At 67.3% G+C, this 14,853-nt stretch carries 14 protein-coding genes; 8 read left to right on the top strand and 6 right to left on the bottom strand.

The window, feature by feature from the left end:
* Positions 1-213: 213 nt before the first annotated feature.
* The 3 genes from ACFP2T_RS36425 (at position 214) to ACFP2T_RS36415 (ending at position 3,092) form a co-directional block, all read left to right on the top strand.
* The gene (locus tag ACFP2T_RS36425) at positions 214-360 is read left to right on the top strand and encodes a hypothetical protein (protein WP_377430097.1); all 147 of its coding nucleotides are present in this window, start codon (positions 214-216) and stop codon (positions 358-360) included.
* 126 nt (positions 361-486) lie between these two features.
* Positions 487-1,293: an SAM-dependent methyltransferase gene (locus tag ACFP2T_RS36420; protein WP_377430094.1), complete on the top strand. Its 807-nt coding sequence runs from the start codon at positions 487-489 to the stop codon at positions 1,291-1,293.
* On the top strand, positions 1,290-3,092 hold the full coding sequence (locus tag ACFP2T_RS36415) for a putative bifunctional diguanylate cyclase/phosphodiesterase (RefSeq protein WP_377430092.1): 1,803 nt from the start codon (positions 1,290-1,292) through the stop codon (positions 3,090-3,092). The genes ACFP2T_RS36420 and ACFP2T_RS36415 overlap by 4 nt, the downstream gene beginning before the upstream one ends.
* An 82-nt stretch (positions 3,093-3,174) precedes the next feature.
* On the opposite strand, the gene ACFP2T_RS36410 is transcribed toward ACFP2T_RS36415, so the two are convergent.
* Together ACFP2T_RS36410 and ACFP2T_RS36405 are read right to left on the bottom strand one after the other, a co-directional pair.
* Positions 3,175-3,801 (bottom strand): hypothetical protein, encoded by a 627-nt coding sequence (locus ACFP2T_RS36410; protein WP_377430090.1) that lies wholly within the window; start codon positions 3,799-3,801, stop codon positions 3,175-3,177.
* Between the two features lie 277 nt (positions 3,802-4,078).
* Complete coding sequence (locus tag ACFP2T_RS36405) at positions 4,079-4,555, bottom strand: hypothetical protein (RefSeq protein ID WP_377430089.1); 477 nt, start codon at positions 4,553-4,555, stop codon at positions 4,079-4,081.
* A 95-nt stretch (positions 4,556-4,650) separates the two neighbouring features.
* Here ACFP2T_RS36405 and ACFP2T_RS36400 point away from each other — a divergent pair, with 95 nt between their 5' ends.
* The 4 genes from ACFP2T_RS36400 to ACFP2T_RS36385 all read left to right on the top strand — a co-directional run bounded on the left by ACFP2T_RS36400 (position 4,651) and on the right by ACFP2T_RS36385 (position 7,780).
* Positions 4,651-4,851, top strand: coding sequence for a hypothetical protein (locus ACFP2T_RS36400; RefSeq protein WP_377430087.1), 201 nt, complete (start codon positions 4,651-4,653; stop codon positions 4,849-4,851).
* Positions 4,852-4,929: 78 nt separating this feature from the next.
* Positions 4,930-5,376 carry a hypothetical protein gene (locus ACFP2T_RS36395; protein ID WP_377430084.1) on the top strand — a complete coding sequence of 149 codons (447 nt, stop codon included), beginning with the start codon at positions 4,930-4,932 and terminating at the stop codon, positions 5,374-5,376.
* 542 nt (positions 5,377-5,918) lie between these two features.
* On the top strand, positions 5,919-6,653 hold the full coding sequence (locus ACFP2T_RS36390) for an SDR family NAD(P)-dependent oxidoreductase (RefSeq protein ID WP_377430082.1): 735 nt from the start codon (positions 5,919-5,921) through the stop codon (positions 6,651-6,653).
* A 626-nt stretch (positions 6,654-7,279) separates the two neighbouring features.
* Entirely contained in the window at positions 7,280-7,780 is a 501-nt protein-coding gene (locus ACFP2T_RS36385; RefSeq protein ID WP_377430079.1) for a hypothetical protein, read from the top strand.
* Positions 7,781-7,971: 191 nt separating this feature from the next.
* Here ACFP2T_RS36385 and ACFP2T_RS36380 read toward each other — a convergent pair whose 3' ends face one another.
* Positions 7,972-8,529 carry a tyrosine-type recombinase/integrase gene (locus ACFP2T_RS36380; protein ID WP_377430076.1) on the bottom strand — a complete coding sequence of 186 codons (558 nt, stop codon included), beginning with the start codon at positions 8,527-8,529 and terminating at the stop codon, positions 7,972-7,974.
* Positions 8,530-8,687: 158 nt separating this feature from the next.
* On the opposite strand from ACFP2T_RS36380, the gene ACFP2T_RS36375 reads away from it, so the two are divergent.
* Positions 8,688-9,776: an integrase core domain-containing protein gene (locus ACFP2T_RS36375; RefSeq protein ID WP_377430073.1), complete on the top strand. Its 1,089-nt coding sequence runs from the start codon at positions 8,688-8,690 to the stop codon at positions 9,774-9,776.
* Positions 9,777-10,214: 438 nt separating this feature from the next.
* Here ACFP2T_RS36375 and ACFP2T_RS36370 read toward each other — a convergent pair whose 3' ends face one another.
* The 3 genes from ACFP2T_RS36370 to ACFP2T_RS36360 all read right to left on the bottom strand — a co-directional run bounded on the left by ACFP2T_RS36370 (position 10,215) and on the right by ACFP2T_RS36360 (position 14,435).
* Complete coding sequence (locus tag ACFP2T_RS36370) at positions 10,215-10,901, bottom strand: response regulator (RefSeq protein ID WP_377430175.1); 687 nt, start codon at positions 10,899-10,901, stop codon at positions 10,215-10,217.
* A gap of 35 nt (positions 10,902-10,936) precedes the next feature.
* A complete protein-coding gene (locus tag ACFP2T_RS36365; protein WP_377430071.1) occupies positions 10,937-12,121 on the bottom strand; it encodes a sensor histidine kinase in 1,185 nt (394 codons plus the stop codon).
* Positions 12,122-12,194: 73 nt separating this feature from the next.
* Positions 12,195-14,435 carry an MMPL family transporter gene (locus ACFP2T_RS36360; protein ID WP_377430069.1) on the bottom strand — a complete coding sequence of 747 codons (2,241 nt, stop codon included), beginning with the start codon at positions 14,433-14,435 and terminating at the stop codon, positions 12,195-12,197.
* Between the last annotated feature and the right edge of the window lie 418 nt (positions 14,436-14,853).

The following is a 14,853-nucleotide window of genomic DNA, read 5'->3' as shown; positions in this document are numbered from 1 at the left end:
CGCGGGAACCGGACCCTCTCGCCGCGCGGCTACCGCTGCAGGACGGTGATCTGCTGGCGCAGCACGAGGATCTCGGCGTCTTTGTCATGCTCGCTCGTCGGCAGCAGCCGCAGCAGCAGCAGCACGAGAGCGTTGGTCACACCGAGGTCGGTTCGGGTAGCGGTTGCAGGGGGCGGGCGTTGGCGGAGCAGCTTCCTCACCGACATCCCGGTTGTGCTGATCTTGGCGCTTGGGGTCTACCTGTGGCGGCCGGACCGCCGGTCGGGCACGGTGACGCAACCTCTCATCGGCTACCTGTCGGTGCTGCCCGCGGGTGTGGCGGTGGTCGTGTCCGTCGTCGGGATGGGTATCGATTGGTGAGTCAGTTAGGGTTGGGTCCGCGATCACGGTCCGATGGGCGTACGCGGGGCACGTTTGTTGTTGCTCGCGGCCCTGGTCCGGGCGCGGTTTTGGCGGAAAGCGCGGGGCTAGACGGGAAGGGCAGCGATGGAGCGGCCGGACTGGGCACCCGAAGGTATAGACCTCAGCAAGGCGAGCGTCGCGCGCGCCTACGACTACTGGTTGGGTGGCTCCCACAACTTCGCGATCGACCGGGAGTTCGCCCGGCAGGCAATCGCGGCGGTGCCGGACCTGCGACTGGTGGCGCGGGCGAACCGGGAGTTCCTGCACCGCGCCGTTCGTTTTATGATCGACATGGGGATCCGTCAGTTCCTGGACATCGGCTCGGGCATCCCGACCGTGGGTAATGTGCACGAGATCGCCCAGAGGGTCGTGCCGGACGCGCGGGTGGTCTATGTGGACATCGATCCGGTGGCGGTGGCACACAGCGAGCAGATCCTGTCCGACAACGAGTTCGCCACGGCGATCCACGAGGATCTGCGCCGGCCGGAGGTCATCCTCGACCATCCAGCGACGCGGGCCCTGTTGGACCTGGACCAGCCGGTGGGACTGCTGCTGGCGTCGGTCGTGCACGCGATTCCCGACGAGGACGATCCGTACGGGATCCTGAACCGGTTGCGTGCGGCGCTATGCCCGGGCAGCTACCTGGCCATCAGCCACGTCACGACCGACAGCCGCCCCCAGGAGATGGGCGAGGGGGCGCGGCTGAGTGGTCGGACCACCACACCGGTCACGGCCCGTACCCGCGCCCAGGTCGAGCGGTTCTTCGACGGGCTCGAACTGATGGAACCCGGCGTCGTGTGGTCACCGCTGTGGCGTCCGGAATCTCCCGAGGATGTCGGGGAGCATCCGGAACGGATGAGTTTCTATGTAGGAGTTGGGCGTACGGCGTGAGCCGCCACCCCGATCCCGGTTCGTTCGGCGACCGGCGCCGTCACGGCCTGGACATGTTCGCGAAGGCGTGGGCGAAGGCGCTGCACCGGGCGCACTACGTGCCGATCAGTGCCGCCGAGCGGTACCGGATCGTCAGCGCGCTCGCCGAACGGCTCGTCGGCGGCCTATTCGCCGAGCCGCCCGACCCCACCTGCGGGCTCGGCGTCGGGGAGGATCTCGTCGCCGCCGGGTTCGCGTCTCCAGACGCGTTGGGCCGTACCATCGCAGTCCTGAATACCCGGCTCGCGGCTGACCTCGGGTTGCCCGCCGATGCCGCGATGCGCGTACGGCTGACTGCGCTGCTGGAAGGACTGGCGGCCGGGTTCACGGCCGCGGTGCACGACCGGAGCCTGGACGCCCAGGATGCCGTCCGCCTGGCCGCCCTGGCCGCGCAGGCACGCGCCGAGCAGGCACTACGGGCCAACGAGGTCCGCTTCCGGCATCTCGCCACCCACGATGCGTGGACCGACCTACCCAACCGGACGCTGTTCGTCGAACGGCTGGACCGCATCTTCGCCACCGGGCCACCATCGAGGCGGGTGGGCATGTGCTGCATCAACCTGGACGAGTTCGCCACGATCAACGACATCCTCGGTCACGGCGTGGGCGACCGGCTGCTGTCGGCGACCGCCGACCGTCTGCGGGCCCTCGCCGAACCCTCGGGCCACCTGGTCGCCCGCTTCGACAGCGACCAGTTCGCGATCCTGATCGAGGACACCACCTGCGCCGAGGACGCCGTCAAGGTTGCCGACCGGGCGCTGACCGCGCTCGCCGAACCGTTCCACATCGACAACACCGAGATACCCGTCACCGCCAGTGCCGGAGTCGCGGAACAGTCCATCGGGTCCGGCGACACCGCCGAGCTGATCCGCGCCACACAGATCGCGCTGCACTGGGCGAAGGCGGACGGCAAGGCCAGGTGGATGCTGTTCGAGCACGAACGTAGCGCCGCCGACGCCGAGCGTTACCGACTGTCCGCGGCCATGCCGGCGGCTCTGCGCCACGGTGAGTTCGCCCTCGCGTACCAGCCGCTGGTCGACCTGCACGACGGACATATTGCCGGCGTCGAGGCGCTGGCCCGCTGGCACCACCCGCGCCTTGGCATGCTGGGCGCCGGGCAGTTCATCGAACTGGCGGAGCACACCGGGCTGATCGTGCCGATCGGGCGTCGCCTGCTGGAGCAGGCCTGCCGGCAGGCAAGCGCCTGGCAGCAGGACGGGTACGGCCTCTACGTCAACGTCAACATCGCGGTCCGGCAACTCAACCAGACCGGGCTGGTGGCATCCGTCGCCCAGATCCTCGACCGCACCGGCCTGGCGCCGTACCGGCTCCAACTAGAGGTCACCGAGCACGCGGTCATCGAACTGACAGACCAGACCCGGGCCACCCTCGCCGCCCTGGTCGAACTCGGTGTGCGAATCGTGATCGACGACTTCGGCACCGGGTACGCCAACCTTGCCAACTTGCGCGCCCTGCCGTTGCACGGGCTCAAGCTCGATGCCAGCTTCGCCCGACCCGCGCCACGGATCGAAAAACCGCCACTGCCGGCCGTGCGCCAGCCGGACGACACGGCCTTCCTGGCCACCGTCATCGCCTTGGGCCACACCCTCGGGCTCACCGTCACCGCCGAAGGCATCGAGACCGCCAGCCAGGCCCGGCGCATGCGCGACGCCGGCTGCGACACCGGCCAGGGCTGGCACTTCGGCCGGCCCGTACCGCCAGGCGAGATCACCCGACGCGTCGCCGGCCAACGACGCTGACCGCCCTCGCGCGGGGCGAGGATCGCAACAAGGACGTCCGTTGGTCCCTCATCAGAGTCGATGCCGGCGGCATGAGCGAGCACTAACGTTCGATGCTGTGGCGGGCGGACAGAAGGTCGGAGACGGTTCGTAGCTCGGCCGACGGTAACGCGGCCCGGCCGTCGGGGTTGCGGGAACTGCTTTCGTCGTCACAGACGTTGACGCCGTCAGCCGTACTCCTCCACTCGGCGGGCGCGGTCGCCACAATGGCCTCGGCGATCTCCACGACCTGGCCGGCGATACCGACGGTCCGCAGTGCGTCGGCGAGCCGGGCTGTTGCGGAGCGCGACTCTGCGGCCACGTCGCCGAGCATCGGCGCGAGCAGTAGCAGCGTTCTGGCCCGCGCGATGGCGGTCGGCTGACGGTCGGCGACCGCGACAAGTTCGGGCCAGGAGATGCCAGGCCCGTCCACCGCCCCTTCCACGGTGGCGATGTTCATGGCGTTGTCGCCGGCCCCGGGCAGCAGCAGGTAGTCAACCCCTTCGTCCTCGACGAAGTTGCGGTAGACGACCGCGAGGCGGGCGCCACCCCCCAGCTCGACGAAGAGCACCGGCCAGGCGGCAGGGTCGGTCAGCCGGTGATACGCGGCCCGGATGACATCGACCTCGTCGCCGAACAGCCGAGCCAGGTCCTCGTCTAGGTCTGCTTCGAGAATTCCGATGAGGTGCACGGGCCAGAAACCCGGTAGATCCAGAAGCTCCGCTCCGTCATAAGCAAGCCCTGGCCCATCGTCAGGACCCCGGTCGTCGTAGCCAGGCAACATCGTCACGGCACCTTTTTACACCGGCCTGCGATTGGACAAGCCGCCACAGTCTGAGGCGATCAAGGCACCCGGACATCGGCATGACGGTGCGCCGCACGCCGGCCGAAGCCGTCACCCTGCGTAGCTCGTAGGCGACCTGTCGCCGCGCGTACCCGGCGGCATGAGCGGATGCGGCAGGGAACTGTCAGCGGCGTGAGTTGATCCGCTCGAAGACTTGGCCAGCGCACCAGTCCGGGCAACGGCACGCGCCCTGCTGCACGAGGCGGTGCCGCAGTTCGGTCGACGCGTTTGGATGGTGGGCAACGAGGCTGCGGTGGTGAAAGGTACGGCTGCCGTATGTCGCTGCTTCGTCATCAGCGAGACGCTCCAGGGCAGTGCCGGGTGTGTCCAGGTGCAGCAACGCGTTCCATTGAACCCAGCTGTCCGAATCGTGCAGCAGCCGGTCTAGCGCGTCCGGTGGCGTCCTCGGGTTCCGAGCCACCCACAGCCGAACCGGGCGGATCGGGTCGTCGGCCAGCCCTCGCAAGCGCTCCGGGATCGTTACTGCTGAACGCGCCTCGAGTACCCGGCGATAGCCATCCAAACGGTCGCGGTATGACGGGACGTCCCGAGCAGCCTCTGCCATAAGGTTCATGATCGCAGGGTTGACCTCGTAGTCCATCGGGTCAGCAGGCCGGAGACGCTGAGGCCCCGTGGGCCTGTGAGCGGCACGAGCTTGGATGGGTCGCGTCACTCGCTGCTATGGCATGCGGTGGCGTGCTGGAGTTCCTGCGCGGGGAGATCGACTCAGTCCGTTTCGGCAACGACGTGCGACGGGCTCTTACCGATACCGGCGGCGTTTACCCCGTGCGAAGCCCCGACCTGGATTCCGACGAGCCAGCAGCGGATCCGGTCCGTTCGACTGCCGGCGTCTGCGACACGTCCGGTGTGGCGCGGGCCGCGAAACCCGGCTATTGACCATCGTGGATTGACTGCCACAATGTTTGGAAAGCGCTTTCCAGGCTCGCTTCGTCCTAGGTAACGAGAGGGGACCACGTGAGACGCAAACTGTTGTCGGTCGTGACCGCAGCGCTGATCGGCGTCCTGGCCACGGTTGCCGGTGCCGCGAGTCCGGCGTCGGCCAGCACCAGCACCCAGACGGCCGGCGCGTACGACTGGGTCAACGAGCTTCCATGGCCCGCCGTACCCCCGCCCGGCTACGTTGCCCCCGACGGTTTCACCACGGTCGCGCCGACCAACTGCTACTTCAGCTACGTGGGGACTAGAGACTACCTCACCGGCGGATACACCGAGTGCATGCGGCAGGTCGGCGTACACCGGGCGGCGGCACTCTGCGCCGACGGCACGATCGAGTACAGCCTGAGCGAGGAGATGGACTACGGGCTGCAGTCCCGTATCGAGTGCGGCAGGATCTGGGCATGGCCTCCCGTATACGAGCGGGCCGTCGCGGCGTGGGGTGAGTACATCCTCGCGGATTGGTGACATCCTCGACCAGCTCCTCCAGGCCGGTACCCAAGCCTGCGCGCGGTGCGAGCGTCCGGTCCGGACGCTCGCACCAGTTCGTGGTCTCCATCGATAAGGAGCCACGGGTTGGCCGCTCAGTGACTGACCACGACGGACAGGCGCCGCGAGACCGTCGAGGGCTGGTACCGGCGCACGTCCCGCTCGATGTCCACCCGTGCCAAGGTCTTGCTCGGTGCACCAGCGCAGGAAGATTCGCAGGTCGGACTCGGCATGGACGCGAGTCTGGCCACGGTAGCGGCCGAGGAAAGCCGACACCGCGGCGCGCAAGACGAGCTGATCGGCAGGTACGACACCGGAAGCAGGAACAGGTAAGGCAGCCATCCATCACCGTGCGTCACCAGCCGCGATGAACGCCAGCACACGCGGAGCGGCAGATCAGGATGCTCAACCGGCCACCTGTGCGGGCCGCCGGCGTCGGTCATCTCCGCATGCGTCTCGGGCGGCACGTGTGCGGGTAGGAAGAGACGATCGCAGTGAGATGACGTCAAGGGAGTGTGATCATGCCTCGCACCGCGATCGTTACTGGCGGCGGGAGTGGATTGGGGCGCGAGATCGCGCTCGGCTTGGGGCACGCCGGTTACGGCGTCGTCGTCGCCGACCTCGATGCGTCAGCTGCGCAGGCGTGTGCGAGCTTGATCGAGGAGCGTGGAGTGCCGGCTCGAGGGTTGTGCGTCGACGTCCGACGGCATGACGACTTGACCCTTGTCGTGGCGGCCGCGCAGGACCTCGGCGGTCCTCATGTGCTTTTCAACAATGCCGGCGGCTGGACCCCGCAGCGACAGTATCCGCAGGCGAAGGCCGAGGAGTGGGCCGCGACGATCAACCTCAACCTCATCGCCCCGATGTTGCTCAGTCAGCTCGTTCTCGAACCGATGAGGCAACAAGGTGGTGGTGCCATCATCAACATCGCATCCAGCGGTGGCATCGGTTTCGAATCCTACGGCTCGCCCGAATACGGCGCAGCCAAGGCTGGTCTGATTCGGTTCACCGCCAGTCTGGCCAGCTTGGCGAGCAGCCATGGGGTCCGAATGATGTGCGTGGTGCCGGACTGGATCGGGCTGAGCCGGGCCCGAGCGCGATGGGAGCGCATGGATGCCGACGAGCGGGCAGCATCTCGGCCGTTGATTCCTCCGGCCGACGTTGTCGCGGTCGTTCTGGATCTCGTCCGAGCGGGAGTCGGTGGAACCGTGGTGGAGATGTGGGGAGGCGATCAGCCGATCGTGCATGCGCCGTAGGACCCCTGCCGGGGCATCCGCACATCGGCAGTGTCGACCCACCATGTGCGTACTTCGGCGGAGGCGAACCGCTCGAAGCGCCGCAGCACGAACCCGCCCACGAAGTCGTCCTCGCGCAGTTCTGGGTTGAAGGCGTCCGTGTATGCGGTACTGGCCAAACAAGGCCAGCGCCCGCGCGTCTCGGATCTCTTCGGCGTCGCCGGCCGGCTGACACCGAAGCACCGTGAGTCCGGCACCGTCGTACGACGCGGACCGATCACCAGACAAGGCTCGACTCTGGCGTGGTGGGCCGCAGTCCAAGCCGCCCAGGACGCCCGCACTGAGCGGGCTCGGACGTGACCGGACGCGGTCGTTCTGGGTCTGACCCCTGTCGGCCGGCGGCGTGGTCGCCCTCTTGATTGACCCCGTCCGGTCACGGTCGTAAATCACCATGCCCCCAGTTGGGGGAACCAACTTGGCGGACATGATCTTCGCGCGTTCGAGGAGCGCCTGCAAGCCGGCGTCGAGCAAGGGGCGGCTTGATCGATACGGACGGCATTGACAGTGATCGTTTGCGATGCCATGATCGAAGTTGGCGCCAGGGCTGAACCAGGCATTCTCGGAAGACCTCTTGTTGCGGAGGGTAGATGAAGTACAAGGGCTTCAGGAATTCCGTCAGAATCAGGAGCATTCTCGTCAGGCTCGTGGTGGCGGTCATTGCCACGTTTGGGGCGATAGTCGCGCTTCCGTCTCCCGCACAGGCAATACCGGGTGCTGAATGGCGGCCGTACACAAAGACGTCCGACTGGCACTGTACCGCACGCAACAACATGGCTTCCGGGGTCGCTGGCGAGGCATGCGTCGTGGTGCGGGGAAGGCTCGCGCAAGGCGTTGTGATCCTTCGTAATACGAGTGGCAATACGATTGAAATCTCGGGTACGGCCAGCCTCTACCTCAATGGTGACTTATTGACCAACTGGTGGTGTAACGATACGTTTTTGAGTAACGGTTACGCCAGAGCTTGTTACACGGATACCGCATCCCTTCTATGTTCCGATTACGTCAGCGGGCAGGCTGATCTCTGGACCAACCTGAGCGGGAGGCACATCTGGTTCTCCGACGAGCCACCCCGACCGATGTGCCAATGAGACGAGAGCCGGGGTACGCGGGCGACTGGGACCAGCGGGGGTTCAAGGGGTCGTCGGTTCGAATCCGGCCGTCCCGACAGACAAAAAGCCCTGACCAGCAGAAACGCTGGTCAGGGCTTTAATCTTTGTCTATGGAGTTTTGAACCTCCCCCCGAAAACCCCCCATTTATGGGTCTCGGCAACCAGGTTCGTCATCCGTGTGCATCGTTGTGCCCCACAGATGTGGGGCGGCCATCAGGGTCGGTGCCGAGGCGTTCAAGGATCTCGGAGACGTCGGGGGCTTGGACGGGCTTGGCGACGTAGTAGGTGTCGGTGACCTCCTCGCTGGAGTGTCCAAGCTGCGCCGATGCGCTCTTGGTGTCCGCCTCGTCCTTGATGAGGGTGGCGACGGTCTTGCGGAAGGTGTGTGGGGTGACCCAGGCGAGGTCGGTGTCGGCACGGGCTTGGCGCCACTGACGACGGACGTTGTTGGGTGAGAGCCATGTGCCGCGTCGGGAGGCGAAAATCGCATCGTGGGGGTTGTCGGCAGCGACGAGCCTGCGGGCCAGCAGCATGCCGACCGCGAACCGGGGCAACACGACCATCCGATAACCGGCGTCGCTCTTGGTCCAGGGCTGTCGGAACAATCCCTTGCCCTTAACGAAGACCAGCGTGCCGCAGATCGTCAGCGTGGGACGTTCGGCGGCGAGGTCAAGGTCCTCCCAGCGCAGGGCGAGGATCTCACCGATGCGGGCGCCGGTGGCGAGCATGAGGTCAACAATGTCGGCCAGGTCGCCAGTGTGCCGAGGACCTGGCTTGCCGGGGACCGGTCGCTGCCAGTCGCGGATCGCCGTACGGACCTGTACCGTTCGAAAACTCGGTCGCGGGGCCTTGACGTGTGGGTTTGTGCGACGCCGGGTGTGGGTTGATGGCCAGGCTGGCGACCGTGATCCTTTCGTGTGGGTACCTGTTCCTGTGCCAGGTGTTGCAGTTGATCGTGCTCGGTCTGCGTGGCGAGGGGTCCAAAGAAGTCGAGATCCTCGTGCTGCGTCACCAGGTCGCGGTCCTGCGCCGGCAGGTCAGCCGTCCGGATCTTGAACCAGGGGACCGGGCGGTGTTGTCGGCGTTGTCGCGGCTGCTGCCCCGCCCGCGGTGGGCGGGTTTCTTCGTCACGCCGGCAACGCTGCTGCGGTGGCACCGCAACCTGGTCGCCCGTCGGTGGACGTACCCGAGACAACCGGGTCGCCCATCAACTCGAGCAGAGTTGCGAACACTGGTTCTGCGGCTGGTGCAGGAGAACCCGACCTGGGGCTGCCGGCGGATCCAGGGCGAGCTGATCGGCCTCGGCTACGGGATCGCGGCCAGCACCGTATGGAAGATCCTCACTCAGGCCGGGCTGGATCCGGCACCGCGGCGCAGCGGGCCGACCTGGGCCCAGTTCCTCACCGCCCAGGCCAAAGGGATCCTGGCCTGCGACTTCCTGCACGTCGACACGATCGGCCTGACCCGCGTCTACGTGCTGTTCCTGATCGAGATCGCCACCCGGCGGGTCCGCATCCTCGGCGCGACCACGAATCCGACCGGGGCGTGGGTGGCCCAGCAGGCCCGCAACCTCATGATGGATCTCGGGGAGCGGGTGGGCCGGTTCAGGTTCCTGATCCGGGACCGCGACAGCAAGTACACCGTCGCGTTCGACCAAGTGTTCACTACTGAAGGGATCGAAGTCCTGCGTAGCCCGCCCGGCGCGCCCAGGGCCAACGCCCACGCCGAACGGTGGGTACGCACGGTACGCCGGGAGTGCCTGGACCGGATGCTTATCTACAACCCGCGGCACCTGCATGTCGTGTTGGACGAGTACGTCAGGCACTACAACGAACATCGGCCCCATCAAGGCCGGTCGCAACGCCCTCCGAACCGCGACGCACCCCCTCCACTGGTGGCCGACCTGACCACGATCCGGGTACGCCGACGGAAGATCATCCACGGCATGATCAGCGAATACTCGCAGGCAGCGTAGCCAGAACCGGGTTTTCGAACGGCACAGGGTGCAACGCCAGTATTCTGGCACTGCGGGGCGGACGGAGAACTGCCAGCTCGGCGTGTTCCTCGCCTACGCCACCCCCACCGGACGCAACCCGATCGACCGGGAGTGCTAGACAAAGGCTAAGCAGGGGTTTCAACGGCACCGTCGGCGTCGTCACCGCCCTGTCTTACTATGAGCGACTACGGAGAACTCGACGAGCTGGCCCACGCCTACGCGATGAGGATCCACCGCTCGCAGGGATCGGAGTACCCGGCAACCGGCGAACCCCGTCCGGGCGAACGGCCCGTGTCGCCGCGGCCGGATCTGCTCCCGCCGATCGGCGCGCCGCAACCGCTGCACCGGCCCGTCCCGCACCGCCGCCTCGGCGATCGACCAACCCTCCCGTTCATCGCGTCCTGGATAGTTTGTTTGTCAACCGGGGGCGTGTGGTCGTGGCCGTACGACCCCAGTTTGGTAGGCGATGACGATGAGTTGGGTGCGGTCCCGGGCGTTGAGTTTCGTCATAGCGCGTTGGACGTGGGTGCGGATGGTGAGTGGGCTGAGGGTGAGTTGGTGGGCGATCTCGCTGTTGGATCTGCCCTGGGCGGCGAGGATCATGACTTCGCGTTCTCGGGCGGTGAGGGTCGCGAGTTGTTTGAGGGCTGGGGTGGGGACATCCGGTTCCTCTGCGGTGGCGAGGTATCGGGCGATGAGGGCCTGGGTGGCGGTGGGGGACAGGAGTGCGTCGCCTGCGGCGACGGTGCGGATGGCGTCGAGGAGCGCGGTGGCGGTGACGTCCTTGCCGAGGAATCCGGTGGCGCCGGCGCGAAGGGCCTGGGCGACGTACTCGTCCGTTTCGAAGGTGGTGAGGATGAGGACACGGGTGGTGGTGAGCGTGGGATCGGCGCAGATGGTGCTGGTGGCGGCGAGGCCGTTCGTGTGGGGCATGCGGATGTCCATCAGGACGACGGTGGGGTGATGAGCGCGGGCGAGGGTGATGGCTTCGTCGCCGTCGGCGGCTTCGGCGACCACTTCCATGTCGGGAGTGGCGTCAATGAGCATCCGGAAGGTTTCGCGTAGGAGCGCTTGGTCGTCGGCGAGCAGAATACGGATGGTCACGGTGTCCGTCTTGTCCTCGGAGGTGAATGGTCGGGTCACTGTCGGATGGGTAGTTCGGTGGTGACGGTGAACCCGCCGTCGGGATGGGGTTGGGCCCGGAACTGGCCGCCAGCAGTGTGGGCGCGTTCGCGCATGCCGAGGAGGCCGTAGCCCACGCCGGGTTTCGCCAGGGTGGATGCCGCTGGGCCGCTGTCATTGTTGGCGATGGTGATGGTGAGCCGGTCCTCGTGGTAGGTCAGTCGTACGGAGGCGGTGGTCGTGGCGGCGTGTTTGGTGACGTTGGTGAGTGCTTCCTGGACGATGCGGTAGGCAGTCAGGTCCACGCCGGGGGAGAGCGGTTGATCCTCGCCTTCGACGAGGACGTTGACGTGGAGCCCGGCGGTGGCGAAAGCGGCGACGAGTTCGGGGAGCTGATCGAGGCCGGGGGCGGGTTCCAGTGGCGAGGCGGTGTCGTGGGGGTGCCGTAGCAGGCCGACAGTGGTCTTGAGTTCGCGGAGCGCGGCGGAGGTGGTGGTGGTGAGTTCGGTGAGGATCCGGTTGGTCTGATCGGGGCGAGTACCTGCCAGGTAGGCGGCGGTGCCCGCTTGGGCGTTGGCCAGAGCCAGGTAGTGGGCGACGACGTCGTGGAGTTCGCGGGCGATGCGGACGCGCTCTTCCGCGACGCGGTGGCGGGCTTCGTTCTCGCGGTTGCGCTCGGCGTACTCGGCGCGTGCTTTGACGGCGCTCAGATAGTCGTGCCGGATACGGGTGGACTCGGCTAGGGCGAGCGTCAGCAGGAGGAATAGGACGGGGTTGAGGATCGTGAGGAGCCAGGGATAGCCAGAGTCGCGGCCGAGCAGTGCCGACACGGCGATCGACGCCGTGGCTGCGAGGTAACACACTCGGGTGGTCCGGCCGGGAACCCGCACGGCCAGCTCGTACAGCGCGACCATGACCGGGGCGAGCAGCACCGGCGTTATGAGGTAACCGATCACGCACGCGACGCTGGCGCACACCGCTGTGAGCGCGACCACCGTGCGCGGATGGCTGCGGCGCCACAGCAGCGCCAGGGCGCCGACCACAGCGGGTGGGAGAGCGGACCACCAGCTCAGGTTGTCGGTGTGGGACAGGTCGCTGTTGAGTACCGCAGGGCCGGATGTCGCGAGGAGCAGCAGGGCGGCGAGGCCCACGTCGACGACGCGCGGATGGTTCTTCGCGTACTGGCGCCAGCTGATCGACATAGCACGCTCCGGCCGAGGTGATCTGGGTCCATGATCGTTGATTCCCACACTAGGAGCTACCCGAGGCGCCAGGTCAGCCGTTCCTCGACTCGTGGCCGGGCGCGGTGGACACCGGCGCGCCGGCCATCAGGCGGCGGAGGGACTTTCCTTCCACGTCGACGTGCGGCAACAGCCGGTCCAACCACGGAGGCAGCCACCAGGCCCGCTCGCCGAGCAGGGTCAGGAGGGCGGGCACCAGGGCCATGCGGACGACGAAGGCGTCGAACAGGACGGCGGTGGCCAGACTGAATCCGATCATCTTGATCATGGCCAGGTCGCCTCCGACGAACCCGGCGAACACGGCGATCATGATCAGCGCGGCGGCCGCCACGACCCGGGCGCTGTGCCGAAAGCCGGTGCTGATCGCCATCCGGGCGGACTCCCCGTGGGCGTGCGCCTCCCGCATCCGGGATACGAGGAACACCTCGTAGTCCATCGCCAGGCCGAAGATCATGCCCACCAGTACGATTGGCATCAGGCTGATGATCGGGCCGGTCTGCAGCAGGCCGATCAGGTCGGCGCCCCAGCCCCACTGGAAGACCGCCACGACCACACCCAGCGCGGCCAGCAGGGACAGTAGGAAGCCGAAGACGGCCTTGAACGCCACGATCAGGGACCGGAAGATCGTCAGCAGGAGCAGGAAGGCCAAGCCGAGCACGACCGTGAGATACGGGACGAGGGCGCCCTGCACCTTCTGGGCAACATCGATGTTCACCGCCGTGGTCCCGCTGACCAGGAAGGTGGCGCCGGTGCCGGACTCGGTGGCCGGCCGGTCCGCACGGATGCGGCGGACGAGGCCCTCAGTCTGCTCGCTGGTGGGGGCGGTGGACGGGGTGGCCGCGAACATCGCGGTGTCGCGCGCGGGGTTGAACTTGACCGGAGAGACGAACACTACGCCCGGTGTGTCGGCGATCTTCGCGGAGATGGTCCGCACCGCCACCTGCGGGTCATCCGAGCCACGGGTGTCGACCACTATGGTCAGCGGGCCGTTGAACCCGGGGCCGAAGCCCTTGGCGAGCGCGTCGTACGCCCGGCGCTCGGTGGTCGCCGTGGGCTTGGCCTCGTCGCCGGGCATGCCCAGTTGCAACTGCGCCACCGGCATGGCCAGCACGGCCAGGCCAACGACCGAGACGACCGCCACAAGGATGGGGCGGCGTAGGACGAACCGCGCCCACCGGGTGCCGGCGTTGTCTCGTGAGCGGAGCGAGCCGGTCGTCTCGCCCCCTGCCACGCCGGTCACCCCGCTCTTGCGGACTCGCCGGGCGAGGACGGCGTTCGGGAAGAAACCCAGCAGCGCGGGAACCAGGGTCAGCGCGATGAGCACCGCGACCGCGACGGCCCCGGCGGAGGTCAGTCCCATCGTGCCCGCAGCGGGGATACCGACTATCGCGAGCCCGGCCAGCGCGACCATGACGGTAAGCCCTGCGAATACCACGGCCGAGCCGGCGGTGCCCACGGCCACACCGGCGGCCTCCCGGGGCGAGTGCCCGTTGGCCCGTTCCTCGCGGTAACGGGAGACCACGAACAGGGCGTAGTCAATGCCGACCGCGAGCCCCAGCATGGTGGCTAGGATGCTGCTGGCCTCGGACAGCCCGAGGACGGTGCCGAGCGCGAAGATCGTGAACGTGCTGACGCCGACGCCGAGCACGGCGGTCACCAAAGGCAGCCCGGCTGCCACCAGCGAGCCAAACGTGATCAGCAGCACGACCGCGGCCAGCCCGACACCGACAAGTTCGCTCACCCCACCAATCGACGGCTCGCTGGCCAGCACCTCCCCGCCGACCTCCACCGTCAGACCCGCCGCCCGCGCCCGGTCGACGGCGGCCCCCAGCTGGTCCCTGGCAGCGGCGCTGATGTCGTCGTACGTCGCCGTGTATGTGATGGTCGCATACGCCGTGGATCCGTCTGGGCTCACCGCCTGCGCCTCGAACGGGCTCACGACGCCGGCGACCTGGCTTCCCTGAGATACCTCGTTGACAAGGCTGTCGATGAGCACGCGGTTGCCGACATCGGTCAGCTTTTCTCCGGCTTGGGCGACGAACACGACCTGGGCGGTCGCGGTGTCGGCCTCAGCCGAGGTGCCGGGGAACCGCCGCTGCATCAGGTCGAACGCCGCCTGCGCCTCGATGCCGGGCATCGACCCGCTGTCGGGAGGCAGTTCGGACGCGGTGCTCGAGGCGACGCCCATGCCGCCCAGTACGGCCACCCAGACCATGACGACATACCAGCGCCGCCGGAAGGCCACGCGGCCAAGCCGGTAGAGAAACGTAGCCACGGGACTGATGCCTCCCTGTCGGGGAATCGGTTGCCTAGCCAGACTCGCCCTGGCGCCTCGTCCTGTCGTCGTGCGGTTGCAGACACCTCCCTACTGAGATTGCAGTACGTCGCCGGCTCCTCGACGGCCGCGTGCTCAGCGCCGGCGCGAGGACCTCGATCCGCTCTGCCGAGGAACCATTCGGTCACTCCAACCTGACCGTGGGCTGCCGAGGTCCAGCCAGATGAAGACATACAGGAGCCTCTCCGTCAGACCCACCGACGTATACCGACACTGGGTCAACGAGGATTACCTGCATATCAAGCAGATCCGGACGTCGGCAGACGCGATAGGCAGCCCACACGGCGCGACGGTCCCGGCCTAGGGCGTGTCCTGTCGATCATGCATCGGCAGTCCTGCTCATGACATGCTTCGGTCG

It is taken from the genome of Plantactinospora solaniradicis, from assembly GCF_042658085.1.
Lineage (GTDB): Bacteria > Actinomycetota > Actinomycetes > Mycobacteriales > Micromonosporaceae > Plantactinospora > Plantactinospora solaniradicis.
Note: the sequence above shows the minus strand (reverse complement) of the source record. Positions and strands in the feature narration are given on the sequence as shown.